The sequence below is a fragment of the Aureibacter tunicatorum genome, from assembly GCF_036492635.1.
In the GTDB taxonomy this organism is placed as follows: domain Bacteria; phylum Bacteroidota; class Bacteroidia; order Cytophagales; family Cyclobacteriaceae; genus Aureibacter; species Aureibacter tunicatorum.
This window is the reverse complement of the sequence record NZ_AP025305.1, coordinates 2,916,043-2,941,583: the sequence shown is the minus strand read 5'-3', so window position 1 is coordinate 2,941,583 and position 25,541 is coordinate 2,916,043. Positions and strand designations below refer to the sequence as shown.

General features: G+C 36.9%; 21 protein-coding genes. 7 read left to right on the top strand and 14 right to left on the bottom strand.

Annotated features, from left to right (window positions below):
* Nucleotides 1-59: 59 nt before the first annotated feature.
* Nucleotides 60-845, bottom strand: a complete 786-nt coding sequence (locus AABK36_RS12515) for a zinc ribbon domain-containing protein (RefSeq protein ID WP_309938592.1) — start codon at nucleotides 843-845, stop codon at nucleotides 60-62.
* Nucleotides 846-851: 6 nt separating this feature from the next.
* Nucleotides 852-1,949 carry a Nif3-like dinuclear metal center hexameric protein gene (locus tag AABK36_RS12510; protein WP_309938595.1) on the bottom strand — a complete coding sequence of 366 codons (1,098 nt, stop codon included), beginning with the start codon at nucleotides 1,947-1,949 and terminating at the stop codon, nucleotides 852-854.
* Nucleotides 1,950-2,021: 72 nt separating this feature from the next.
* On the opposite strand from AABK36_RS12510, the gene lpxK reads away from it, so the two are divergent.
* The 3 genes from lpxK to AABK36_RS12495 all read left to right on the top strand — a co-directional run bounded on the left by lpxK (nucleotide 2,022) and on the right by AABK36_RS12495 (nucleotide 6,255).
* Nucleotides 2,022-3,059 carry a tetraacyldisaccharide 4'-kinase gene (lpxK, locus tag AABK36_RS12505; RefSeq protein WP_309938597.1) on the top strand — a complete coding sequence of 346 codons (1,038 nt, stop codon included), beginning with the start codon at nucleotides 2,022-2,024 and terminating at the stop codon, nucleotides 3,057-3,059.
* A 13-nt stretch (nucleotides 3,060-3,072) separates the two neighbouring features.
* The gene (locus tag AABK36_RS12500; RefSeq protein ID WP_309938598.1) at nucleotides 3,073-4,968 is read left to right on the top strand and encodes a putative porin; all 1,896 of its coding nucleotides are present in this window, start codon (nucleotides 3,073-3,075) and stop codon (nucleotides 4,966-4,968) included.
* A 195-nt stretch (nucleotides 4,969-5,163) separates the two neighbouring features.
* A complete protein-coding gene (locus tag AABK36_RS12495) occupies nucleotides 5,164-6,255 on the top strand; it encodes an aminotransferase class V-fold PLP-dependent enzyme (RefSeq protein WP_309938601.1) in 1,092 nt (363 codons plus the stop codon).
* 87 nt (nucleotides 6,256-6,342) lie between these two features.
* Here AABK36_RS12495 and AABK36_RS12490 read toward each other — a convergent pair whose 3' ends face one another.
* From AABK36_RS12490 to AABK36_RS12480, 3 genes are all read right to left on the bottom strand, one after another.
* Entirely contained in the window at nucleotides 6,343-7,017 is a 675-nt protein-coding gene (locus AABK36_RS12490) for a hypothetical protein (protein WP_309938602.1), read from the bottom strand.
* A gap of 106 nt (nucleotides 7,018-7,123) precedes the next feature.
* Entirely contained in the window at nucleotides 7,124-7,423 is a 300-nt protein-coding gene (locus tag AABK36_RS12485; RefSeq protein WP_309938603.1) for a phosphoribosylpyrophosphate synthetase, read from the bottom strand.
* 53 nt (nucleotides 7,424-7,476) lie between these two features.
* Nucleotides 7,477-8,652 (bottom strand): hypothetical protein, encoded by a 1,176-nt coding sequence (locus AABK36_RS12480; RefSeq protein ID WP_309938604.1) that lies wholly within the window; start codon nucleotides 8,650-8,652, stop codon nucleotides 7,477-7,479.
* A gap of 63 nt (nucleotides 8,653-8,715) precedes the next feature.
* Here AABK36_RS12480 and AABK36_RS12475 point away from each other — a divergent pair, with 63 nt between their 5' ends.
* The 3 genes from AABK36_RS12475 to AABK36_RS12465 all read left to right on the top strand — a co-directional run bounded on the left by AABK36_RS12475 (nucleotide 8,716) and on the right by AABK36_RS12465 (nucleotide 11,174).
* Nucleotides 8,716-8,913, top strand: coding sequence for a hypothetical protein (locus tag AABK36_RS12475; RefSeq protein WP_309938605.1), 198 nt, complete (start codon nucleotides 8,716-8,718; stop codon nucleotides 8,911-8,913).
* Nucleotides 8,914-9,050: 137 nt separating this feature from the next.
* The gene (locus AABK36_RS12470) at nucleotides 9,051-10,406 is read left to right on the top strand and encodes a GH1 family beta-glucosidase (protein WP_309938606.1); all 1,356 of its coding nucleotides are present in this window, start codon (nucleotides 9,051-9,053) and stop codon (nucleotides 10,404-10,406) included.
* A 72-nt stretch (nucleotides 10,407-10,478) separates the two neighbouring features.
* Nucleotides 10,479-11,174: a Bax inhibitor-1/YccA family protein gene (locus AABK36_RS12465; RefSeq protein WP_309938608.1), complete on the top strand. Its 696-nt coding sequence runs from the start codon at nucleotides 10,479-10,481 to the stop codon at nucleotides 11,172-11,174.
* A gap of 59 nt (nucleotides 11,175-11,233) precedes the next feature.
* On the opposite strand, the gene AABK36_RS12460 is transcribed toward AABK36_RS12465, so the two are convergent.
* The 5 genes from AABK36_RS12460 to dnaG all read right to left on the bottom strand — a co-directional run bounded on the left by AABK36_RS12460 (nucleotide 11,234) and on the right by dnaG (nucleotide 19,404).
* Nucleotides 11,234-11,698, bottom strand: a complete 465-nt coding sequence (locus AABK36_RS12460; RefSeq protein WP_309938610.1) for a hypothetical protein — start codon at nucleotides 11,696-11,698, stop codon at nucleotides 11,234-11,236.
* A 66-nt stretch (nucleotides 11,699-11,764) separates the two neighbouring features.
* Nucleotides 11,765-13,327, bottom strand: a complete 1,563-nt coding sequence (locus tag AABK36_RS12455; protein WP_309938611.1) for an OmpA family protein — start codon at nucleotides 13,325-13,327, stop codon at nucleotides 11,765-11,767.
* A 105-nt stretch (nucleotides 13,328-13,432) separates the two neighbouring features.
* A complete protein-coding gene (locus AABK36_RS12450; RefSeq protein ID WP_309938612.1) occupies nucleotides 13,433-16,042 on the bottom strand; it encodes a TonB-dependent receptor in 2,610 nt (869 codons plus the stop codon).
* A 128-nt stretch (nucleotides 16,043-16,170) separates the two neighbouring features.
* A complete protein-coding gene (locus tag AABK36_RS12445) occupies nucleotides 16,171-17,397 on the bottom strand; it encodes a bifunctional 3,4-dihydroxy-2-butanone-4-phosphate synthase/GTP cyclohydrolase II (RefSeq protein ID WP_309938613.1) in 1,227 nt (408 codons plus the stop codon).
* Between the two features lie 69 nt (nucleotides 17,398-17,466).
* The gene (dnaG, locus tag AABK36_RS12440; protein WP_309938614.1) at nucleotides 17,467-19,404 is read right to left on the bottom strand and encodes a DNA primase; all 1,938 of its coding nucleotides are present in this window, start codon (nucleotides 19,402-19,404) and stop codon (nucleotides 17,467-17,469) included.
* Between the two features lie 159 nt (nucleotides 19,405-19,563).
* Between dnaG and AABK36_RS12435 the strand changes: the two genes are divergently transcribed.
* A complete protein-coding gene (locus tag AABK36_RS12435) occupies nucleotides 19,564-20,166 on the top strand; it encodes a peroxiredoxin-like family protein (RefSeq protein WP_309938616.1) in 603 nt (200 codons plus the stop codon).
* A 40-nt stretch (nucleotides 20,167-20,206) separates the two neighbouring features.
* Here AABK36_RS12435 and ilvA read toward each other — a convergent pair whose 3' ends face one another.
* The 4 genes from ilvA to ilvD all read right to left on the bottom strand — a co-directional run bounded on the left by ilvA (nucleotide 20,207) and on the right by ilvD (nucleotide 25,518).
* Nucleotides 20,207-21,478: a threonine ammonia-lyase IlvA gene (gene ilvA / locus AABK36_RS12430; protein ID WP_309938617.1), complete on the bottom strand. Its 1,272-nt coding sequence runs from the start codon at nucleotides 21,476-21,478 to the stop codon at nucleotides 20,207-20,209.
* Nucleotides 21,479-21,547: 69 nt separating this feature from the next.
* Nucleotides 21,548-22,063, bottom strand: a complete 516-nt coding sequence (gene ilvN / locus AABK36_RS12425; RefSeq protein ID WP_309938618.1) for an acetolactate synthase small subunit — start codon at nucleotides 22,061-22,063, stop codon at nucleotides 21,548-21,550.
* A gap of 8 nt (nucleotides 22,064-22,071) precedes the next feature.
* Complete coding sequence (ilvB, locus tag AABK36_RS12420) at nucleotides 22,072-23,835, bottom strand: biosynthetic-type acetolactate synthase large subunit (protein WP_309938620.1); 1,764 nt, start codon at nucleotides 23,833-23,835, stop codon at nucleotides 22,072-22,074.
* A 3-nt stretch (nucleotides 23,836-23,838) separates the two neighbouring features.
* Complete coding sequence (gene ilvD, locus AABK36_RS12415; RefSeq protein ID WP_309938621.1) at nucleotides 23,839-25,518, bottom strand: dihydroxy-acid dehydratase; 1,680 nt, start codon at nucleotides 25,516-25,518, stop codon at nucleotides 23,839-23,841.
* Nucleotides 25,519-25,541: the final 23 nt, after the last annotated feature.

Sequence of the window (25,541 nt, the reverse complement as noted above, 5' to 3'; positions counted from 1 at the left end):
GGTTAGGTTGTAAAGGCATTAGCAGGATAAAAAAAAGCTAACATAAGTTAGCTTTTGAATTATGATGATTTTTTCTTCGTTGTCGTTCTTTTTGTTCTTTTCGGTTTCTCTTCAGGAACAAGCTCGATTTCAACATCTGCTAAGATTCTTCCGCAGTGTTCGCAAACGATGATTTTCTTCTTCTCGCGAATATCAGATTGTCTTTGAGGAGGAACCATGTTGAAGCAACCGCCACAAGCATTTCTTTCAACATTAACTACTGCCAAGCCATTTCTCGCGTTTTTACGAATTCTATCGTAAGCAGTTCTTAATCTCTCGTCAACGATTTTATAAGCCTTGTCTCTGCTTTTAAGAAGCTTGTTTTCGTCATCTTCGCTTTCAGAGATGATAACGCCCAGTTCGTTTTGCTTAGTTTCCAAATCTTCTTTCTTGTCATTCAAAAGTTGATTTGTTTCTTCGATCTGAGAATTGATTCGTTCGATAGTCGCATTGGCTTCTTTAGTACGCTTTTCGCACACTTGGATTTCTAGATTTTGCAATTCTATTTCCTTAGTGATCGCGTCATACTCCCTGTTGTTACGAACGTTCATTTGCTGATCGTTATATTTTACTATAAGATTTTCAGCGTCTTTTTTTGCAACTTTAAGCTCATCGATACGCGTTTCTTGCGCTTGGATTTCATCGTTGTATTTTTGAATTCTTGTTTCGAATCCGGCGATGTCATCCTCTAAGTCGTTAACTTCTTCAGGAAGCGCTCCTCTTATTTTTTTTATTTCGTCAAGTTGCGTATCAATTGATTGAAGCTTTACAAGTGCTTCAAGTTTTTGTGCTACAGTATTTTCCATCTTATATTATATATACCGAACTGGATTTGTATTAATTTCAGAATGATAGACCGTAAAGCTAATGAATTTTTTTGACAAAAACCCGCAAATTAATTCTTTTGTATAAACTTCACTTTCATAATGACCGATGTCGGCTATGATAAGTTTTTGTTCAGCGTCAAAAAATTCATGGTATTTGAAATCTCCGGTCACAAAAGCGTCTGCGGATTGGTGAAGAGCGTTTCTCAGTAAAAAACTGCCGGCTCCTCCGCATATGGCGACGCGCTTGATTTGTTTCTTATGAGTCTCTGTGTATCGTAATGCTTCAAGGTTTAGATTTTTTTTCAAAAGGGTTAAGAACTCAATGGGTGAAAGAGCTTCTGTTAATTCTCCAATCATGCCTGAGCCTACGGTTTGAAAAGAATTTCCGAGGTCATGAACAAAGTAAGCAACTTCCTCATATGGATGAGCGCTTTGCATAGCGGATAATATTCGTCCTTCCAGATAAGCAGGGAAAATCAACTCGAGCTTTTTTTCTTCGACATTTGATAGTTCCCCTTTTTCGCCAGAATATGGATTCGCTTCTGCTTTGGGAAGAAAAGTTCCTGTGCCATTAGATATGAAACTTGCTTGCTCGTAATTCCCAATTTCTCCGGCACCTGCTTTGTGGAGCGCGTTTTTGATATCCGCCATCTTTTCCGGTGGACAAAACACTTCAAGTTTTTTTAGCAAGCCTGTTTTTGGAGATAAAGTCCTTACGTTGCTTAGTCCGATCTTGTCAGCAAGCTTTTTGTTGACGCCCTCGGAGACATTGTCCAAATTCGTGTGAATGGCGTAGATGGCAATATCGTTTTTGATAGCGTCTATGACTGTGCGTTCCACATAGTTCTTGCCGTTGATTTTTTTTAGGCCTTTGAAGATGATCGGGTGATGTGATACGATCAAATTGCAATTCTTTTCGATAGCTTCTTTAATCACCTCTTCAGTCGTGTCCAAAGTTACCAAGATACCGGTGATCTCTGTGTTTTGGTTGCCAACAATTAGCCCTGAGTTATCATAGCTTTCCTGATAAGATAACGGGGCGATATTTTCTAAAAATTGAATGACTTCTTTTATTTTAGGCATATTTAGGTCACTTTTGTAGCCACGAATTACTGTAAAAAATAGAATTTAACAAAACAAAAGTCTTGTCTATCTATGAAAATAGGCCAGTTGCTATTAATGCCGTTTTCTTTAATTTATAAACAGGCGACGGACTTTAGGAATCATTTATTCAATATTGGTTCCAAAAGATCATTGAAGTTTGAGCCATTTATAATAAATGTAGGGAATTTGTCTGTCGGTGGCACAGGTAAAAGTCCAATGGTGGAGTATTTAATTCGGATGTTGTCTGAAAAATACGTTGCGGCGACTCTAAGCAGAGGATACGGTCGTATGACAAGAGGATTTAGAATAGCTTCTTTGGATGATTCGGCCCAGACTTTGGGAGATGAACCGTTCCAGTTTTTTCGCAAATACGGAGAAGATGTGTTGGTGACAGTAGGGGAGGAAAGAGCTAGAGCGATACCTGAGATTTTGATGGCTCATGAAGAAACGAATCTTATATTGCTTGATGACGCATATCAACATAGATATGTTCAACCGGATGTCAACATATTGTTGACGGAATACTCGAAGCCATTCTTTAATGATTATGTCCTACCCGCAGGGAGATTGAGAGAGTCGAGAAAAGGCGCTGACCGTGCTGATATTATCATAGTTACCAAGTGTCCTGAGCTCATAGAAAATAAAGAGGAATACATTACACGCATTCGAAAATATAATGAGAATGCGAATATTTTTTTCTCAAAAATAAAATATGGAAGCCCAAAACCTTTTCAAGAAGGAAATACATTGTCTGAAAATGTTTTTATATTTACGGGAATTGCCAAGCCAGAGCCTTTTCATGGTCACATTGATAGCTTTTTAAATGTTAAAGGCAAAAAGGCTTTTAAAGATCATCATAATTATACTGAAGCTGATATTTCGGATTTGAAAAAAATTGTTGATGAGCATGAAAATCTTTCATTGATCACTACGGAAAAAGATTATGTGAAGTTTTTGAGCAAGGAATTGGCAGAGTGTTCTAAAAGCCTTCCTTTGTTTTATATTCCAATAGAAGCGGAACTGAACGATGCTGTTGGATTTGAGAAGGTGATAAATGATAAGATTGAGAATTATTTTAATAGGAGTTAAATAAACACGACAGGTGAGAAATATTTTTGGTTGGGTATTATTAGTAGTTGTTGGCTTTTTTTGTTCTATCAGCGCAATGGCTCAGAATATAGACAATTTCTCTCAAAATGTAGAAAGAGAGAAGTCCAATAGACAAAGTATTCTTGATGATTCCACGAAGCTAGTATATGATGCGTCAACAATTCAATACACAACATTGAAGGACGTTAAGTTTGATCAAAAACGCTGGTATAGCATAGACACAACATTGCAACGAGTAAGATTGTGGGGAACAAGAGAAGCTAATGATTATTTAGTTCAAAATTTAGGAAATCCAGGGACAGCAGTAAGGCCTATATATTTTGTAATGCCGGATCAGATTGGCAAAAACTCTGGTTTTCAAAATTATGACTTGTACTTCAATGATCATAATTCGATTAAGTATTATGATACAAAATCTCCAGTAACGAGCATAGACTTAGTGTTGGGGAGCCAAACAAGGTCGATATTGGATGTTGGTTTTACTAGAAATGTAAACCCAAGATGGAATGTAGGTTTAAAGTTTACGCATTATTCTATAGACAAGATACTTGATAGAGCTGGAAAAAATGATTTCAATGTATTGAATTATCAACTTCAGTTTTTTACGAATTATACGTCTCAGAATAACAAGTATAAAGCTTTGTTCAATTTTACGAGATTTGATCACAAGGTATTTGAGCAAGGAGGGATTATTAATGAGGATTCGTTATTTTATTTGAATGAGCAAGCTCCTGTTTATTTGACTCAAGCTCAATCGCAGGATATGCGATTTAATTATCACTTGTATCATCAGTATGAGCTGGCTAATGGTTTTACTGCTTATCACGAAGCGGATATATTATCTCAGACAAATACTTTTTCTGATGATGATTGGACGGTTGACTCCCTTTTTATAAAGTACAAATATCCTCCAATTTTTGATGAGCGTATGACTAATGAGTTGTCCAGATTCAATTCAGTTTCAAATGAGGTGGGACTGAAAGGAAATTGGAAAAATTGGTATGTATTGGCTTATTTTAGGCGTAGGGACACTTTCTTTGAGACAAAATATATCTCAGGCTTGCAGAGCAGAGGCGAAAACTATCTTGGAGGTTATATGAGGCTTGATCTAGACTCTTTGAGCAATGTTGAGTTGAAAGCTGAATTTAATCAATTTGGAGACCATATTTTATATGGTAAATATACGCATAAGCTATTTGATGTATCTTACAATAGAACGCAATTTGCTGTGCCTTATCTATATGAAGATTATTTATCCAATCATCATTCGTGGTCCAATAATTTTAGAGCTAATCAAGCGGACCAAATAAAAGGTGCTATAAAATTATCGTTGTGGAATAATAATTTGAGGTTGAAGCCACATTTTACGTTTACTAACGTATTTGATTTTGTTTATTTGGATGAAAATGGGAACCCGCAACAATCCGGAGCCCCTGCCCAAATGATTTCACCTGGTTTTGACCTGAAGTTGAGATTTTTCAAATATCTTAATTTTGAGACGAGTATAATTTATTCTGTTGTTACTGGCGGATCACGAGATATTTTTAGAATTCCGGATTTGTACACAAATACTAGATTCTATTTTGCGAATAATATCTTTGGCGGAAAGATTAATTTTCAAGGAGGTCTTGATTTGCATTATACTTCTGAGTATTACGCTTACGATTATGATCCGACGACACAACAGTTTATTCTTCAGAATAATCAGTTAGTGGAAAATTTTCCTGTATTGGATGCATATATAAGTTTTACCATTAGTACGTTAACTGCTTATATTAAGGCTACAAATATTTTACAAAGTCAAGGAGAAGGATATTTTGTAACACCATATTATACTGGACCTAAGACGGGTATAGACATCGGTTTCAGATGGTATTTCTTTGACTAATTGTTTTTTTAGAAAAAAATGAAATTAAAAGTAGGGGATTGGCCTTCAAAAATGTATTAACTACAAACTTGTTCTTATACATAAGTATAATGTTTCATGTAGTTTTAGTTTAGTGGTTTTTAGTTTTTGGAGGTTGCCTTGGAGGAGGCAACCTCTTCTATTTTATTATTTTACACTATTTATTGCTACCAAAGTATGAGAAGACACGATATTTTCTTCACTCCCGGCCCTTCAGAGCTTTATTTCACTGTAGATCATCATATAAAAAATGCTTTGGCAATGAAAATAGCCAGTATTTCGCATCGATCTAATGAATTTCAGGAAATTTATAAGCATACAAGCGAACAGCTTAAGAACTTGTTGAGTCTTCCCGAGGGATTTAAAATCTTTTTTCTGAGTTCTGCTACAGAAGTGTGGGAGCGTACTGCACAAAATTTAATCAAAGATTCATCATTGCATATTGTAAATGGAGCTTTTTCGAAAAAGTCATATGATGCAGCATTAAAGTCAGGGGTGAAGAATGCTCAGATGATTGAATCTGAATGGGGTGCTTTCCCAAATTTGGATAGCGCGAATGTTGAATTTGAGCCAGAGGTTATAAATGTAGTTTATAACGAGACGAGCACAGGAGTAAAAGCGGATATGGAATCTGTTTACGCAATGAAGAATAAATATGCTGATTCGTTATTGATGGTTGATGTTGTTTCAGCAGCTCCAGTGATAGACTTGGACTATAATATTGTCGATTCAATATATTTTTCAGTTCAAAAGTGCTTTGGATTGCCTTCAGGCTTGGGAGTATGGATTGTTAATGAGAAATGCTTAGCTAGAGGAAAGGAAATTGAATTGACTGGAACGCATGTTAGCGCTTACCACTCGTTGTCTAGCATGGAAAAACAAGCTGAAAATTATCAAACGCCAGAGACTCCTAATATGCTTGGAATTTATTTGTTGGGTAGAATAGCTCAAGATATGAATGAAAAGAGTCTTGACTTGATAAGCAATGAAACAAAGTATAAAAATATTATTATATCAAATGCGATCAAGGCGAGCAAGTGCCTTGAATTGTCAGTGCGTTCTGAGAAATTAAGGTCTGATACCGTTATAGTTACTGATATAATTGATGAAGTTGTGTTTGGCGACTTATCTGATGAATTGAAAAAACGAAAATTAGTGGTAGGCAGTGGGTATGGACAACAAAAAGGAAAGCAAATTAGAATAGCGAATTTCCCTACTCACTCCAAGGAGCATGCGATGATGTTATCGGATATAATTGAGAAATATTAATTAAAGTAATATTTCGATTCAAATGTAATACAAAAGGCCTTCAAGTTCATGAAGGCCTTTTGTTATTTAAATTTCTTATTGCTAAGCTTACAATTCTTTTAGCTCAATATTCATATATCCTTCTCTGATGTGGAATAATGGTTCTCCAGCAGGACTTGATGCATCTCCATGAGTTCTAGAAATTCCTTCGAAGTACCCTTCTAATTTTAAGCTAATTTCTCCAAGTTCATTAGGAGAATATTCAATGTTTGTCAATTGGAATGCAGAAGCGTCATCATGTGTTGAAAACCTTGAGAATAACTCACAATGATTGTATTGAATGGTAATGTCATCATAGCTTTCAAAAAGACTCTTTTGTGCGATTTCCAAATCCGTGTAAGAATAAATCATATCTTCATTCATTTCAAGCAAGTCAACGCTTTCTTTTTTCTGGAATGAAATGATCATTTGCTCGCAAGGAAAGCTAAGTGAGTCTGTCGAGGAAATGTCGAATTTGAATTTTCCCACAACAGTAATAGAGTCTGTTGCAATAGTATCGGATCCATTGTCTATAAGAAACACATAGGATTGCGAGTTTCTTTCAAAAGCCTCAATGGATACAGTTTCATCTGTAATTGGAGCTAATTTGAACGAAACATTTTGAATTTCGAGCTTATTTGAAGCGTCGTCATCATCTTCTCCATTGAAAATACTGTCTATTTGATCGCATGAAGCAAGAAAGAATATTGATAGAAATAGTGTTAGTAGTATATTAAATCGCATAAAACTATTTTTTATTACAATTTACTGAATAAAAAGTAGTTAAATGCGTATTATTTTATCTTAAATGAGTTTTAATTGTTTAATTTTGATGAAATGGAATTTTGACTTAGTATTTTTCTTTGAATTTAGTAAGAAGTTCTGGCGAAATATTGTCTCCATAGACTCCGTAAGCATCAATTATATAGCCTTTTGTACCATCATTGCTTTCTATGACAAAAAGTATTTCATTGTCATCCGTACTGCTCATGCCTTCGAATCTGTGAATTTCGATTATTTCAAATTCTTTAGGACCTAGTTTTATACCCTTGCTTGATTTGATATAATCATTCTCGATTTGAAAATCATGCTCATAGCCTCTTGATGTCATATCGTTGATTGCTTCACTAAGCGTGTCGTAGCTTTTCATAAGAATTTGGTTAAATAAAAGATCTTGATTAATAAAGAATCTACAGTTAAAGTTTATTTTTGTTTGGTTAAACTAAATTGATATCCAAATCCCCATTCAATAAAATCGGCTACAGAGAAATCATACGCTCTTAAGCCCACACTTACAAATATGTGATCAGTGATTTCATATTGTAGACAAACTCGTTGAAAAAAAATAGGATCTTGCTCATCAGGAATAGATTTTCTAATGATGTATCCACCTATTTGTGGTATTAGATTGAATCTTGAAATTGAGGCCTTGTACGATACGAAAAAGGCGACAGAGTATTTATCTTGCTCAGGTATATTGTATGTTCCTACTGATTGTTTGTAGTTTCCTCTTAGGGAATTATCATAAGTAAAGTCAAAACCTCCACCTACAGATGAAATATACGTAAGTCGTTTGTGAGCCGCTACGGATAAACTTCCAATAAAATAGTTTGCTTTGTCTCTATAAACTTTTGGACTGTCGTCGTATTGTTTCGTTCCTGCGTTGAAAGTAACATACATCGAAATATCTTTTTCAAGCGGTGGGTCAGGAAGCTTATCACATTGATATTCTCTTCTGTAAAACCTGTACCTTGCTCCAATTTTGGGTCCGAATAGGTTGATTCCAAAATCAGGAACAGTCACCATGCCATTAGAATCGTGGCTTGCGCTAAGGCCAAGAAGTATGTCCCAATGTTCGGCTAACATATAATTGAAGTTGAGTTCTACTCCCATGAAGTAGTTTATATACCCTCCGATAGCGATATTGTATGGATTTGTGTCTGGATCGTAGGGGTTCCCGTAATAAGCTATTCCCGACTTAACTTCATAAGCGATATTGAACCTGTTCCACCTTTTAACAAATCCTCCGAAGAAACCATAAACGCCAAATGGATTGCCTATTTCAGTTGTTGGAAAGTGAGCTCCCCAAAAGCCAAAACCGTAGAATGGGTAATTTAGAAGTTGTTGCCAGTGCTTAGTGCCCGTTGACTGATATCCCCATTGCGCCTCATATGTGAAAGCATGTTCGATTCTTTTCATATCTTTATTAATGCCTTCGACAAAATCGTTGCCTTTGAGTACATTTGCATGTTGAAAGCTTACTTTCAGAAAGGAATGCTTTTGGGGAGGATTCGTATTTGCTGTTTTCAACGAGTCGCTTGCCGATGCATTGGTAATGAATATGAAGCTCAATGCCAAGTGTAATAAAATATATTTCATTATAAATGTTGTAAATCTACGTAGTTATGATTTATAACATGGTTGTCTTATAAAAGTTAGAAGATGAGAAATACTTTAAATGAATTGATTAAGAGAAAAAATGAGCTTGAGCAAAATTTGGTGAAGCTAAGAAGACAATCAGAAGCGGACCTAGTATTGCATGCTTTTAGGAATAGACATAAAAAGCTTGTGATTAAGTATAGCAATGAGCTTAGCAATATCAAAAAGAGAATCGCGATTGAAAAAGGGATTAAAGAATAAGCTTGATTTTCATATTTAATTTTATCATAAAGAATCAATAACATACCAGCTTTTAAAAAGTATACCTTTGAGAAACCTTATTGGCAAAGCTAGTACAGGTCAGATTTAATTCTAATGATAAAAAATAGTTAATCATCATGCATATTAATGATTTCGACCCTAATTTCTATTGGGGTGTCTCTTCCGCAGCTTTTCAAACAGAGGGAGCATATAAAGATGGTGGGAAGAGTCTATCAATTTGGGATACGTTCACAGAAGGGTTTGGGAAAATAAAAAATGGGGATAACGCTAAACAAGCATGTGATTTTTATCATAGGTATGGAGATGATTTGGATTTAATGCAGTCATTGTCTATACCAAATTTTAGGCTTTCGTTGTCTTGGTCTAGAATTATTAAAGAAGGGGGCAATAAGATCAATACCAAAGGACTGGACTATTATCGCAGAGTCATCGATAAGTGCTTGGAAAATGGAATTACACCTTGGCTGACAGTCTATCATTGGGACTTGCCACAATGGATTCAAGATAAAGGAGGTTGGACCAATAGGGATGTGTTGAAATACTTCGAAGAATATACGAGCATATGCGGTAGGGAATTTGGGAAAACGGTGAAAAACTGGATGGTATTGAATGAGCCAATGGTGTTTACTGGTTTGGGACATTATCTAGGTATGCATGCTCCTGGATTAAGAGGATTCAGTAATTTTATTCCAGCGATTCATCATGCAGCTTTGGCTCAAGCCGAAGGATATAGAATATTGAAGTCTGAAGTTAGTGATGGTTATATTGGCAGTACTTTCTCATGTTCCTATATTCAACCATATAGAAAAGAAAAATCTGATGATCAGGATGCTGCAAAGAAAGGCGACGCTATTTTCAATCGAATTTTTATCGAGCCAATTTTAGGATTAGGCTATCCAGTAGATACGCTGCCGGTAATGAAGAAAATTTATAAATATTATGAATCCGGAGACGATGTTAAGTTAAAAGCTGATTTAGATTTTGTCGGTTTGCAAACATATACAAGGGAAAAAGTAAGATTCAGTATGTGGATGCCATATGTGAAAGCCCAATTGGTGAGTCCCGAAAAAAGAAATGTTCCTACAACCGAGATGGGGTGGGAGGTTTATCCCAAGGCAGTGTATCGTATGCTAAAAAGGTTTAACAAGTATAAAAATCTCCCTCCAATTATAGTGACTGAAAATGGTGCTGCAATGAAAGATTTTGTAATTGGCGGTAAAGTGAATGATCCAAAACGAATTTATTATTTGAAGAATGCGATTAAGGGAATGAGTAAAGCAATGGCTGAAGGAGTGGATTGTCGAGGGTATTTTGTTTGGACATTTACTGATAATTTTGAGTGGAATGAAGGCTACTTTCCGAGGTTTGGCTTGGTTTATACAGATTATAAGACACAGAAGCGTATTGTTAAAGGTTCAGGGTACTGGTACAAGGATTTTTTGGAGGGAAAAAAGAAAATAGATGTAGATTAGAACAAAAGTTTAGCGAAAATCGTTGTTTCTGATTATTGTTTTTCGAAATTTGAGCAAATAACTGTTTAAAATATGAGAGATCAAGTGTTTTCGCGAAATTATGCGAGTACAACTTCAGAAACGTCCTTTATTTCTAAAGTTTATGGGTGGATGGCTTTGGCATTAGTTGTTACTGCTGTTATGTCTATGGTTACAATTTCTAGTGAAGCATTGCTTCAGTTAGTGTATGGCAATCAGATAGTTTTTTATGTTTTGATATTCGGTGAGTTGGGGTTGGTTATGTACTTAAGCTCATCAATACATAAAATGAGTTCATTAACAGCTAAGGTGATGTTTTTCATATATGCTGCATTGAACGGCGTAACCATTTCATATATCTTTTTTGCTTTTACAGCAACATCGATAGCTCAGGTGTTTTTTATTACTGCAGGAACATTTGGGATAATGAGTGTTTATGGCATGACGACAAAAAGAGATTTGACGTCCGTAGGAAACTTGGCAATGATGGCTTTGTTGGGGATTATTATCGCTTCCGTGGTTAATATATTTTTGGGAAGCTCTACAATGGATTATATTATTTCCTTTATAGGTGTGATAGTATTTGTTGGTCTGACAGCTTACGATGCTCAAAAAATCAAACGTATCAATGATTCAGGAATAACTGGAGAACTTGCTACAAAAGGGTCGATCATTGGTGCTTTGTCATTGTATTTAGATTTCATCAACCTGTTTTTAATGTTGTTGAGATTGTTTGGAGATAGAAAATAATTTCTGCAATATTTTGATAAAAGGGCTGTTCTTCATAAGAGGGACAGCCCTTCTTGCTTTTACTCTTCAGTATAGAATATCTTTCCTTTAGGGTATTTGACAGCTATGCTTTGCATCGTTTGAAATGCCTCAGTGATACTATCATCCATATTTGGATTGAATGTAACTTTAGTTTCAAAATATGACATGCCCATGCTTGAAGTTACAATCCCCGTAATCTCTATTAAAGCTCCATCTTTTCCCTCATCAGGATAAACTTTTGCTAGTATAGCTAAGCTTGAATTAGCTCCACTGATCCATTTTTTCTCCGTTTCAATGCTCCAATCGTCTTTATTAATTGATTTGATCTTGAAATTGCAATCGGCTAGCACTTGCAAGAAATTTTCATAAGATTTCTCTATTGATTCATCCGTCTGGATGAGAATGATATTAGTGCCTTTATAAGGAGTTCTGCTGATTTGCGAATAAGATTTCGAATAAGAAACAATTAATAAAAGTATAAAAAGTGCTATTTTTATTTTCATATATCATAGTGTTAGATAATATAGATATAATAAAATAGCACATAAATTGTTGTCTAATAAATCTATTTAATGCTTTAGAATTTTGAATTCTACGCGTCTATTTTGTTTTCTTTGTTCTTCAGTGCCATTTCCTGTTACAGGTTTCATGCTGCCGTAGCCTTTAGCAGTAACTCTGTCTTTGTCGATACCATTGCTAAGCAAATATTCTTTTACTTTATCAGCTCTTTCCTGTGAAAGTCTCATTTTTGCTTTAAGAGAGCCTCTATTGTCAGTATGCCCTGAAATTTCTATCACCATATCATCATTATCATTAAGGATATTGACAAGCTTGTCAAGTTCAACGGTACTGGAATTGCCTAGAAAACTGGCTGTGCCTTGCTGGAAAAATACATTTGTTAGGGTGAAAGTTTCGCCGACTTTGAAAGGCTCTAAAGTTAATTTCAAACCCTTTCTAAGATCGTCATAGCTGATTTCTTTAGCTTTGTAACCATCTCCTTTGACTAGAATTTTTGATATGTCTAAATCTCTTTCGATTTCGACGAAATCTTTGTCAGGATCCATCACAAAAGAATGTACATTTCCATCTTTATCAATAATTTCAAATTTGGGCTTGACCTTTTTTTGAGTTTGTTCATCTACGATTTCTACGGTGAACTTCTCGGTATTTAATTTTTTTGGAGCGGGTTCTTTGGTAGGGCTTTCTTCTAATGAGGCCAAAATTTGATTACTTTCTTCTTTTACGGGTTCTTTTTTAGCAAGGACAGGAGGAGTGATGCTAGTTGCCTTGAATTCTCCATAGGTTTTACTATTCATTATTGTTGATGTATAAGCGATGTCATTCGCTAGATTTTGTGAATAGCTGATTTCCATTCCAGGGCTGTTGATTTGAGTGCCGGCATTTTTTGGCTTAGACCATTCTTTCCAATTGTCATTTAGTCTTTTTGAGTAAAATACGTCTTTGCTGCCTTCTCCTTTCAGTCCATTTGAAATAAAGAATAGTTTAGTGTCATTTTCAGCTAAAAAAGGAGAAATTTCTTGAGAAGAAGTGTTTATTGTCTCACCCAAGTGCATTGGATAAGACCATTCGGTTTGAGAAATTTTTGATATAAGATAAAGATCTTCGTAGCCTTGATTTCTAATTGAAAGAACTATTTTGTTGCCATTTGAACTAATGCATCCGCTATTGATTTTTGCTGTATTGCTCAGGAATTTGATGTTTATAATTTTAGGTTGAGACCACCTCCCGTTTTGAAGTCTTGAAAACCCAAGCGTAGGGTTGGACTGTAGCTTTGGTTTAAAAATCAAATACATGATATCTCCAGTGGGGTCGAAACCAATCAACTTCGTTTCATTCTCATTATTGACTAATGAGCCTGCGTTTGCTGCAGGGCCAAACATTCCATTTGACAGAATTTTACTTTTCCATATGTCGCCTTTATCAATCGCTCCACCAATATTTTCATTAGAGTTTTCTCTGACAAAATATGCATAGTCTCCTTTTGGAGAGATTATAATTGTATGCTCGTTTGCTGGAGTATTGAGAATATTGATATTGCTTTGACTGAATGAGGCTTCAGAATAAAAAAATAGACAGACAATAGCAATTATAAATGTATAGTTATAATTCATATTAGCTTTGATTTTGAGCGATATCGTAAAGATAAGATATCTAAACTCAAAGCCAAAGCTAATTTAGTATAATACATATCATTTCTATAAATAATTGTATTTTTGTTAGAAATTTATCTTTAACCCTGCTGTCCAAGTCCTACCAAAGCCCCAGTAGCCTAGTGCCGCTTCTCTGGTGTGTGGATTGGTTTGAGCTTCAGGGTTTTTAGCATTATCAGTGGCTTGAACTACATATTTGCTATTTAATAAATTATTCGAAGTTACTCTTGCAGTGAATCTGACCCAGTTAATGTTGAATGAATATGAAACTCCTCCGCTGAACAAACTGTATTTTGGTAATATCCATGACTGGCTTCGATCTATAATTTGTTCAACATCTTGTTTGTAAATTCGGTCTTCAATATCAAAGTCGGCATATAGTCTTGCGTAGTAATTCCAGTCGCCATAGATATTTAACCCTTTTACTAGTTCATAATTGAATCCAAGTGCTAGTGAAGATTGAGCCGAATTAGGTATTTTTAGACCTTTAATCGCCAACCTTGCTTCTAGTTTCATACCAGTGGAATCGACAATTTCGTTATTGTCTTCATCAATTAGTACGGCATCAACATCATTTTCATATATCCAATCGCCAATAGATGCTACACCAGTGATCTTGAGTTTGTCTATTGGCTTGAATGTAAAATCTATTTCGATCCCCATGTGCCTGGCCTTAATCCCGGTTAGGTTGGCTATTGTGTCCAGATTAATGGTTCTTCTCAAAAAGCGATCATTCCAATTGGTGTAGTATAAGTTACCATTTGCTGAGAAAATCTCTGAACGATAACCGTATCCGACTTCAATACTGTATACTTTTTCGTTGTTTAGCGTAGAATTAATTTCATTGGTGTTGTTTAAGTATACTGCATTGAAAAAAGGTGCTCTGGAGAAATATCCACCATTGATGAATACATTATGATGATCTGTTATATTATAATTAGCCCCGGCTTTTCCGCTGATCCCTTGTATGGATTTGGTCTCTGATTTCTGATTTCCAGGCTTGTATCTAAAGAAATCCTCTCTTTTATACCATGTATTATTTAGAGCAAGCGATCCAAAGATGGTTAGCTTGTCAGTGCTGTATTCAAGTTGAGAAAAGAGGCCAACCCAATTAACAAATCCAAAGTTGTAATAGATGATTTGGTCGTTATAATATGCTTTGTATCCATCGGGTCTATTAACATCCCAAGTTTTACTAGCATCTACATAGTCAGCGCCGAGCAGGTCGTAAACTCTTGTGTCATGAATTCCTTTATATGTTCTTAGGTCTAGTCCACCTACAAAGTTAAGTTTTTCATTAATCGAATGGTTTAATGTGCTTAAAAGTCCGTACCACCTATGGTTATTGTTGGATATGGAAAGGTAATAAGCAGCGCCTTTGCCTTCCATAGCTCTTTGCCTATTTAATGCGTAAATCTCGTTGAAATCATATGGTGATTGTGGTCCGTCGACTTTGGTGTTGTCCCAATTGAACCCTGAAGCAGCCCTTGTTCTCCAACCTCCACCAAATCCTATGGAAGAATATAAAGAAGTGGATAGTTCAGTCTTGTCACTCATTGTCCAATAATGATTCAGCATGAACAGTGGTTTTCTATATTGATTACCTGAGGTATTGATGACATTTCCGTCATAATATCCCCATTCATAATTTGCTCTTTTAGGGTATGGCGAGTTTGGGGTTATATCATATCCTAGATTGAAAAACCTTCTGCCATGGACTTGAGGCCCATCAATTACTAGAAAAGTTAGCGATTGCGTTGGAGAAAATGTTTTGGAAACGGAGAAATAATAGGAATACGCATCGATAAATGTTTTGCTGACATATCCGCTACCTGTTGTTCTTGTTGCGGATGCGGTGATGGCCCAATCACCGGGAAGTTTGCCTGTGGACAAAGTGGAACCAAATTTTAAATAACCGTCATTTCCCACAGTCATAAAGGCATTTCCACCTTTCTTGATATCCGTCGTTTTGGTAATGATATTGATCGTGCCACCTACGGAGTTTAGCGCAAGTTTTGAAGCGCTAAGACCACGTTGCACTTGCATTGATCTAGTTACGTCACCTAGTCCTGCCCAGTTCGACCAATAGACATTTCCATTTTCCATATCATTTACGGGGACTCCATTTACAAGCACAGCAGTATTTGTATCGTCAAAGCCTCTGACATTTATTCTTGTGTCTCCGAATCCGCCTCCATTGCCCGGAGTAGTATAGACTGATGGAGTCGACTTTAGGATTTCTGGAAGGTCTTGATTGCTGATTTTTGCTTCGAATTCTCTTAATGAGATTGTAGAGACAGCGACAGGGGTTTTTCGATCAATAGCTACGTCTGCTACAATTTCCACTTCTTTTAATCCAATGGAAGTGGGTTTCATTACGATCTTCCCTAATTTGAGATCTTTATTTATTGTAATTTTTTGATCAATCTCTTCATAGCCAATATAAGAAATATGAAGTGTTTGTTCTCCTTGCAGATTTGTGGTAAAGGTGAAATTACCTTCCAGATCAGTTATAGTGCCAACTGAAGTGTCTTTGATGACTACGTTGGCTCCAATTATTGGCTCATTTAAATCTTGGTCATATATCGTACCTGAAATACGATAGGATTGAGCTCTTAAGTCAAGGGTGGAAATAAACAAGAGCACAAATGCGAGAAATGAGTAAATGTATCTCATGGCCGATTTTTAATATTGCTATACATATTAACAATAGAAAAAACCGAATGAATTTTAAAAAGTTTTTAAGATTGTAAAAAAGGGGCAAAACATTTAATAATTTTTAATTGATTAGCCCCTTAGTGAGATTATTCTTTATCTTTCTTCATGATTTCATGATCCATTTTATCTCTTTTGGTCTGAAGATAATTTTCATTGAATTCATTCGCTTGAATTTCTAATGGAACATTTTCAATGATTTCTAAGCCATATCCCATAAGCCCTGCTCTTTTCTTTGGGTTATTGGAAAGCAATCTGATTTTTTTGATACCTAAGTCTCTGATAATCTGAGCTCCAACCCCATAATCTCGTTGGTCTATTTTGAAGCCTAACTTAAGGTTTGCTTCGACAGTGTCAAGACCGTTTTCTTGAAGTTTGTATGCTTTGAGCTTGTTCATCAAGCCAATGCCTCTGCCTTCCTGATTCATGTAAAGAACAACGCCACGGCCTTCTTTTTCCACCATTCTAAGTGCTTGATGAAGTTGTTCTCCGCAATCGCATCTGCAAGAACCAAATATGTCTCCTGTGACACAAGAAGAGTGGACTCTTAATAAAACAGGGTCATCTTCTGTCCACTCGCCTTTGATCAAAGCCATATGCTCTTCACCGGAATTTTTTTGCTTATAGGCTACAAGATCGAAATTTCCATATGCTGTTGGCATTTTTATGGAAATTTCTCTTTGGATAAGAGATTCGTGCTTTAATCTATATGAAATTAAATCCTTTATTGTAACGAGCTTAAGATTGAATTTGTCAGCAACAAGGCGTAGGTCTGGCAATCTCGCCATTGTGCCGTCTTCATTCATAATTTCCACCAAAACCCCTGCTGGCTTGAATCCTGCCAATCTTGCAAAGTCAACAGTAGCTTCAGTATGTCCAGTTCTTCTTAAGACACCGCCTTTCCTAGCTTTTAATGGGAAGATGTGTCCTGGCCTGCCCAAGTCTTCAGGCTTGGTGTCCGGATTTACTAATGCTTGTATAGTCTTGGCTCTGTCTGAGGCTGAAATACCTGTAGTGCAGCCATGTCCAAGCAAATCCACAGAGACTGTGAAAGCTGTTTCGTAAGTGGCGTTGCTTTTAGGTACCATCGGAGTAAGTCCTAGTTCTTCGCATCTTTCTTCCTCAAGAGAGGCGCAAATTAATCCTCTGCCATGAGTGGCCATGAAGTTGATAATCTCGGGAGTGATAGCTTCGGCAGCGCATATGAAATCTCCTTCATTTTCTCTGTCTTCATCATCCACAACGATGATAACCTCACCGTTTTTTATCGCCTCTATGGCTTCTTCTATAGTGTCGAGTTTAATATCTTCTTTCATATTTATAAAGCACCTTTGCTTCTTGATTCTTTAAGTAAAATTAAGAGTTATAAGTTAAATGAAAAAGCTTTAGCTGTTTATAACTATTCCCAATGCTTTGGCAAAGTGTTTTTCAGCTTCTTTTAGTTCTTTGACAACAGATAATTGCTCCATAAGTTGGGAAGGCTCTTTGATATGTTTCAATTCTTCCATACTGTCTTTTACCATTTTGCTGATCATCCTTAATTTCAATCTCATGATTGTAACATAAACGGAGCTTCTAAGGGAATCTTCAGTGGAGGGAACATAAATTTGATGTCGTTCGAACCAATTATTGCTAAGTTCATATTTTTCACTTAACATGTCTATAATGATAGGTTTAAGTTCATCAGAAATGTTGTTTATGATGAATTTGGCATCAGCAACTATTCCTTTTTCCAAATACCCTTTAAATACCTCAAGGATTTGTTTGAATTTTGGTGTTTTGAATTCTACTTCTGTAAGTTCCTCAAGCAAATAATTATAGAGATGGTATTCCTCTTCAATTTTATTGAATCCAAAATTGATCAACAATTTCAAGCTTTCTCTTTCTAAAGACTCGACAATTTTGTCTAATTTTTCAGTTTGCTGTGGTTGCGCGATTCCTTCCAGTGGAGGAAGCTCAATATTTTGGTAAGAAACAGCGTTTTCTTGCCTTTGTTGACGATTTAGGTTTTTATGCTTTTCATTTAGAATGACCTTGTTTTGCTCGTTGATGAGAATGTTCTCATCAATTTCCAGCAAAGTACTGGCTTCTTTGATATAAAGTGTTCTTTTTACAGCGTCCGGTATCTGAGAAATAGTCTGAACGATATCGCCAATCATTTCAGCTTTTTTGACAGGATCATTCTCAGCATCTTGGTTGAGTAGGGATATTTTGAATTTGATAAAATCTTGAGCTTGGGAGGTCAAGAAGTCTTTAAATCCAAATCCACCGCTTTTTCTTGCATAACTATCGGGATCTTCTCCTTCCGGAAATCTGACAATTTTAACATTTAGTCCTTGCTCAAGTATAAGGTCAATACCTCTCAGTGAAGCTTTGATTCCCGCGGCATCTCCATCGTAAAGTACTGTGATATTGTGAGAAAATCTCTTGATAAGCTTGATCTGTTCTTTTGTCAGAGAGGTTCCTGAAGAAGCTACGACATTTTCAATGCCTGCCTGATGCATGGAGATGACATCGGTATAACCTTCTACAAGGTAACAATTGTCTTCTTTACGAATGGTGTTTTTGGCTTGGGCAATACCATAAAGAACTTTGCTCTTATGGTAGATCTCGCTTTCAGGTGAGTTTAGGTATTTTGGTTGCTTCTTGTCATTCGTTAATATTCTGGCGCCAAAAGCTATGGGTTGCCCAGAAAGATTGTGAATAGGAAAAGTCACTCTTCCCCTAAACCTGTCATAAAATCGGTCATCTTTTTGAATAACTAAGCCTGATTCAACCAAAAGTTCTTTCGTGTGGCCATTTTGGGATCCAAATGCAAAAATATCATCCCCTTTGGATGAGGCGTAGCCAAGTTCAAACTTGTCGATAGTTTCTGGAGAAAAGCCTCTTTCGCGAAGATAACTATAGCCTATGCCCCTTGAAGAAGGATCATTTCGAAGGTTGTCTTGAAATCTCTTGTTCGCGAAATTTGTGACAATCATCAAAGAATCTCTTTTATGCTGATGTTCGACTTCCTCAGGCGTATCTTGGGTCTCAGTTATTTGAATACCATATTTTTTTGCTAGATACTTTATGGATTCAATGTATGACAACCCTTCCAAATCCATGACAAATTTGATAGAGTCACCGGAGGCTCCGCATCCGAAGCATTTATAAATGCCTTTGTTTGGGGCTACTGAGAATGACGGTGTTTTTTCGTCGTGAAATGGACAACATGCCCATAAGTTATTGCCTTTTCGCTTTAATGGGACAAAGTCGGATATTACGTCCTCAATGTCTACTCGCTCTTTGACTTCTTGTATTGTTAGTTGGCTTAGGCTCACAGTTTGATATCTTGATTCGAGATTTGCAAAGATAACGAAATTTTACAGTTACACGCATATTGAATTATTATTCAAGGTTCAAGAACGTTCATTGTATTTTTTTTACGATGTTGTAAGTAAAAATCTAGCATATCCGACTAAGGAGCAAAAAAGATAAACATGGGAGTAAGAAATTTTTTAAGAACATTGATTGTATTGGTGGGAGTAATGGCTTTCGTAGACGTAAATTCACAGGACATCAGTCCTGTTGGGTTGAAAGTAGGAGATAAGGCTCCGGAAGTAAAGGGAATAAATCAGTTCGGTGAAAATATAAACTTGAAAGATAAATTAAAAGATGGGAAAGTTGTTGTTCTTTTTTACAGAGGGTCTTGGTGTCCATATTGCAAGAAACAACTCTCTGATCTACAAGATTCTTTGAATCTAATTTCAGCGAAAGGAGCGGAAATTATAGCTGTTACTCCTGAAAGAAAAGAAGGAATAAAGAAGGTGCAAAGCAAACTGGATGCAGGTTTCAATATTCTTCATGACAAGGACTTGGAAATCATGAAAGCTTATGATGTGGATTTTAAGCTGCCGGAAAAGATAAAGAAAAAATACTTGGGCTATGGTATTAATTTAAATTCTATCAATGGCGATAATGGAGAGAATTTGCCAATACCTGCTGTTTATGTTATTGGTCAAAATGGCAATATCGAGTATAGATATTTTGACGAAGATTATACAAAGCGTTTAAGTGTGAGCGAGCTTTTAGAAAAGTTATAATAGAAAAGAGCAGGAAAAAATTCTCCTGCTCTTTTTTTTGTCATATCAAGTAATGAAATAAACCTGGTTCGTCATTCAATAAACGATAGTTGATTTTAAATTTGTCCATTCTTTTGATGAGTTCATCGTAATCTTCTTTTGATTTTGACTCAATACCCACTAGTGCTGGGCCATTTTCGCGGCTATTTTTTTTCGTGTATTCGAAAAGAGTTATGTCGTCATTCGGGCCTAATACGTTCACTAGAAATTCTCTTAACGCGCCAGCTCTTTGCGGGAATGTAACAATGAAATAATGTTTCAGGCCTTCGTACAATAGCGAACGTTCTTTGATCTCTTCAGTACGCATTATGTCATTATTTCCACCACTGATCAAGCAGACAACATTTTTGCCTTTGATTTCTTCTTGAAAGAAGTCCAATGACGCTACAGATAATGACCCTGCAGGTTCAACGACTATAGCTTCTTCATTATACAGTTTCAGTATTGTTGTGCAGGCTTTGCCTTCTGGAACTAAAATCACATCATCCAAAACCTCTTTGCAAGTTTCAAATGTGTTAAGTCCGACTTGTTGCACTGCCGCCCCATCTACGAACTTTTCTATATTATCGAGTTTGACAACTTTGCCGGCTTGAAGAGAGTTTTTCATCGCAGGAGCTCCTTCAGGTTCAATCCCGATAATTTTTGTGTGTGGACTAATTTGTTTGATATAACTTCCTAGCCCAGAAGCTAAACCGCCACCGCCAATGGCTACGAAGATGTAATCTATTGGTTCTTCCGCATCCAACAATATTTCAAGACCTACTGTGCCTTGCCCTGCCATGACTTTTTCATCATCAAATGGATGAATGAAGGTCATGCCTTCTTTTTCACAAGTGTCTAGCGCTTTGTTGTATGCATCGTCAAAAGTGTCCCCGGTTAATATTACCTCCACATAATCCTTTCCGAACATTCTAACTTGGTTGACCTTTTGCTTTGGCGTAGTGCTAGGCATGAATATCTTGCCTTTGATTTTCAAATCAAAGCATGAATAGGCTACGCCTTGAGCATGGTTCCCTGCGCTTGCGCAAACGATACCTTTTGCTTGCTCATCACTGTTCAAAGAACTGATTTTATTGTAAGCGCCTCTTATTTTGTAAGATCTTACGATTTGCAAATCTTCACGCTTCAGAAAGATATTAGCGTTGTATTTGTCCGAAAGATTTTTACTACGTTGCAGAGGTGTTTTGCTTACTACATTTTTTATTCTTTGATAGGCTAGTTGTATAGTATCTATACCAAGGACATTAGTGTTAGTTATATTATCGGAAGGCATTATTTAGTGTTTTTGTTAAAGTAGGAGAGAGAAAAGAGTACCGGCAGTATTGACTGCCGGATTTAAAAATTATATTTCTTGGATATATTCACTGATATGATCCATGGCTTTCATTACGCAGATTCTACCTGATCTAGAAAATTCTCTTACGCCCAGAGGACTGAGTTTTTCAAGTACGGATTCGTTCTCGTCTTCTCTACCGGTATTTTGTACTACTATGTATTCTTTTTCCTCACGAGCGATTAAGCTGGTTGGAACGCTTGAAATAATTGTTTCAATAGCTTTTTTATTGCTTTTGGTATTTTCAAGCTTATACAAAGCGACCTCTCTGTGGATAATTTCCGTATCAGTGGAAACGAGTGATTTAATCACCTCAATTTGTTTTTCAATTTGAAGGTTGATCTTGTCCGCTTCCAATTGGTTTGTCTCAACTACAATATTGTATCGACTGATGCCAGGAATTTCAGATTTAGCAGTGGTAATGCTTTCTATATTCATTTTTCTCCTGTTGAAGATACTCGTGATTCTGTTGAGTAACCCAGGATTGTTTTCAGAAAATATTGTGAATGTATATTGCCTTGTCATGAGTTTATTTAGTCTAGTCTACAATCAGAAACACTAGCGCCAGTAGGCACCATTGGGAAAACATTGTCTTCTTTTTCCACGATAACTTCCAGTAAGAAAGAATCATCGGTATTGAGCATTTTGTCGATGCCTTCGTTGAGATTTTCTCTGGAAGATACCTGTAGGGCGTCAATGCCGAAGCCTTTAGAGATAGCGACAAAGTCAGGATTTACCATTTCTGTTGAAGAGTATCTCTTCTCAAAAAATAATTCTTGCCATTGCCTTACCATGCCTAAGAAGCTGTTGTTAAGAATTAGAACTTTAACAGGAAGTCCAGTTTGTTTGATTGTTGCAAGTTCCTGAAGAGTCATTTGAAATCCTCCATCGCCAATGACAGCGATTACTTCTCTTGTTGGTTGAGCCATTTTAGCTCCAAATGCAGCCGGCAATGCGAAGCCCATAGTTCCCAAACCTCCAGAACTTACCCAACTGTCGGTTTTTGTATGCTTATAGTATCTTGCTGCAATCATTTGATGTTGGCCAACATCAGTTACAATAATTGCTTCGCCTTTAGTTTTTTCAGAGATTTGATTAATAACCTCAGCCATTTTGATTCCCCCACTTTTAGGGTGAATATCGTTTTTAATGACTTTGTCGAATTCCATTTGTCTCAAATGATTGAATCTATGATACCAATCTGGGTAAGTTCTTTTTTGAGTTAATGGAAGTAGTTTATTAATAGCTAGTTTTGCGTCAGAAACAATTGCTACATCGGCTTTAACTATTTTATTGATCTCGGCAGGATCTATTTCAATATGAATGACGGTTGCTTGTTTCGCGTAAGTAGACAAGTCTCCTGTTACACGGTCGTCAAATCTCATTCCGATAGCGATGATAACATCAGCTTCATTGGTTAATAAATTTGGAGCATAGTTTCCATGCATTCCAAGCATTCCCATGTACAATTCATGATCTTCAGGAAAAGCCGACAACCCTAGCAATGTGCTAGCGACAGGTATTCCTGATTTTTCCACAAATTCTATGAATTCTTTTTGCGCGCCTGAAAGCAAAATTCCATGGCCTGCAAGAATCATAGGTTTATGCGCATTATTTATAATTTCAGCAGCGGCTATAAGAGAGGTTTCTTTTGGAGTAACATCAGCTACATAACTTCTTACGCCTGTGCATTTTTTATATTCAAAATCCGTTTTAGCAAATTGAGCATCTTTTGTTATGTCAATCAATACAGGACCTGGCCTCCCTGAATTGGCGATATAAAAGGCTTTTGCAATTACTTCAGGAATTTCATCAGCTGAAGTAATTTGGTAGCTCCATTTTGTGATGGGCATTGTGATACCCATTACGTCTGTTTCTTGGAATGCGTCAGTGCCAAGCAAATGACTTGCTACTTGTCCTGTGATGCATACCATTGGAGTAGAGTCGATCATTGCATCCGCAATTCCTGTTACTAAATTTGTAGCTCCAGGACCTGATGTCGCCCAACAAACTCCTACTTTATTGTTGATTCTAGCATACCCTTCCGCCGCATGACTTGCGCCTTGTTCATGTCTTACAAGTATGTGGTTGATTCTGTCTTGGAAATCATAAAGAGCATCATAAATAGGCATAATCGCTCCGCCTGGATATCCAAAGATCGTGTCAACTCCCTCCTCTAACAAGGAAAGAATAACCGCTTCTGATCCGCTAACATTTTTCTTAGGGGTAGCGGTTTCCTTTATTTGTTCAGTTTCTGTTGTTGCTTCCACTATATCAATTTGTTTTAAGTCCGACATGAATTAAATTTCATCAGTTACACATCCTTCTGAAGCGGATTTTACTGATCTGATGTATTTAGCTAAGACACCTCTTGAGGCTGGATATGGTGGTTGAACCCATTCCTTTCTTCTCTTCTCTATCTCTTCATCCGAGAGGTGAACATTAATTTGATTGCTTACTGCGTCGATGGAAATGATGTCTCCATTTTGAACCAAGGCGATCATTCCTCCCTCTTGAGCTTCAGGAGTTACGTGGCCTACTACAAAACCGTGAGAACCACCGGAGAATCTACCATCAGTTATCAACGCCACATTTTTACCTAATCCAGAGCCCATGACAGCGCTTGTAGGCTTGAGCATCTCCGGCATGCCTGGAGCGCCTTTAGGTCCTGAGTATCTAATGACGATGACTTCACCCTCTTTGACTTCGCTTTTTATACCTTCGATTGCTTCAAATTCATTGTTGTATACTCTGGCAGGACCTTCGAATTTTAACCCTTCTTTGCCTGTGATTTTTGCCACAGAACCTTCTGATGCCAAGTTTCCATAAAGTATTTGCAAGTGGCCTTCAGGCTTGATTGGGTCGGAAATTGGTCTGATTAAATCTTGCCCTTCCGGTAGATCTGGAACTTCCGCAAGGTTTTCAGTTAAAGTTTTCCCAGTAACTGTTAAGCATTCCCCATGCAAGAAGCCTTCTTCAAGTAGCATTTTCATAAATGAAGGCAAACCGCCAATATCATGAAGATCTTCCATCAAATATTTACCGCTTGGTTTGAGGTCAGCGATAAATGGAGTTTTGTCGCTTATTCTTTGGAAATCATCGATAGTGATATCCACATCTACTGATCTTGCCATAGCGATCATGTGCAATACAGCGTTCGTAGATCCACCTAATGCCATAATGACTGTTAGAGCATTTTCAAAAGCTTCCTTAGTCATGATGTCTCTTGGCTTGATGTCTTTGATCATCAAGTTTTTGATGGCTTCGCCAATGCTGATGCATTCAACTTTCTTCTCATCGCTTACAGCTGGATTTGAAGAACTGTACGGCAATGTCATACCCAAAGCTTCGATTGCTGAAGCCATGGTGTTTGCAGTGTACATTCCACCGCATGCGCCTGCTCCAGGAATGGAGTTTTGAATGATTCCTTTGAAGTCTTCTTCGCAAATTGCACCTTTCATTTTAGCTCCATATGCTTCAAAAGCGGATACAATATTTAGTTTTTCACCTTTCCAGTTCCCGGATTTGATTGTTCCTCCATATAGCAATATCCCAGGTCGATTAAGTCTTCCCAAAGCGATCATGGCTCCAGGCATATTTTTATCACAACCTACTACAGGAATTACCGCATCATAGTATTGCGCATTTACAACGGTTTCAATAGAGTCTGCGATAATGTCTCTAGAAACAAGAGAGTATCTCATGCCGGGAGTTCCGTTCGAAATACCATCACTTACTCCAATAGTATGGAAAACAAGACCAACCAAGCCATTTTCTTGGACGCCTATTTTGACTTTGTCAGCGAGTCCGTTTAGATGCATATTGCATGGGTTTCCCTCATATCCTGTGCTGACTATGCCAACTTGAGCTTTGCTCATGTCTTTTTCCTCAAGGCCCACAGCATATAGCATTGCTTGAGAGGCTGGTTGAGACTCATCTTGAGTGATCGTCTGGCTGTACTTGTTAAGATCCTTTTCCATTTCTTGATTCAGTGTTCTTCGTT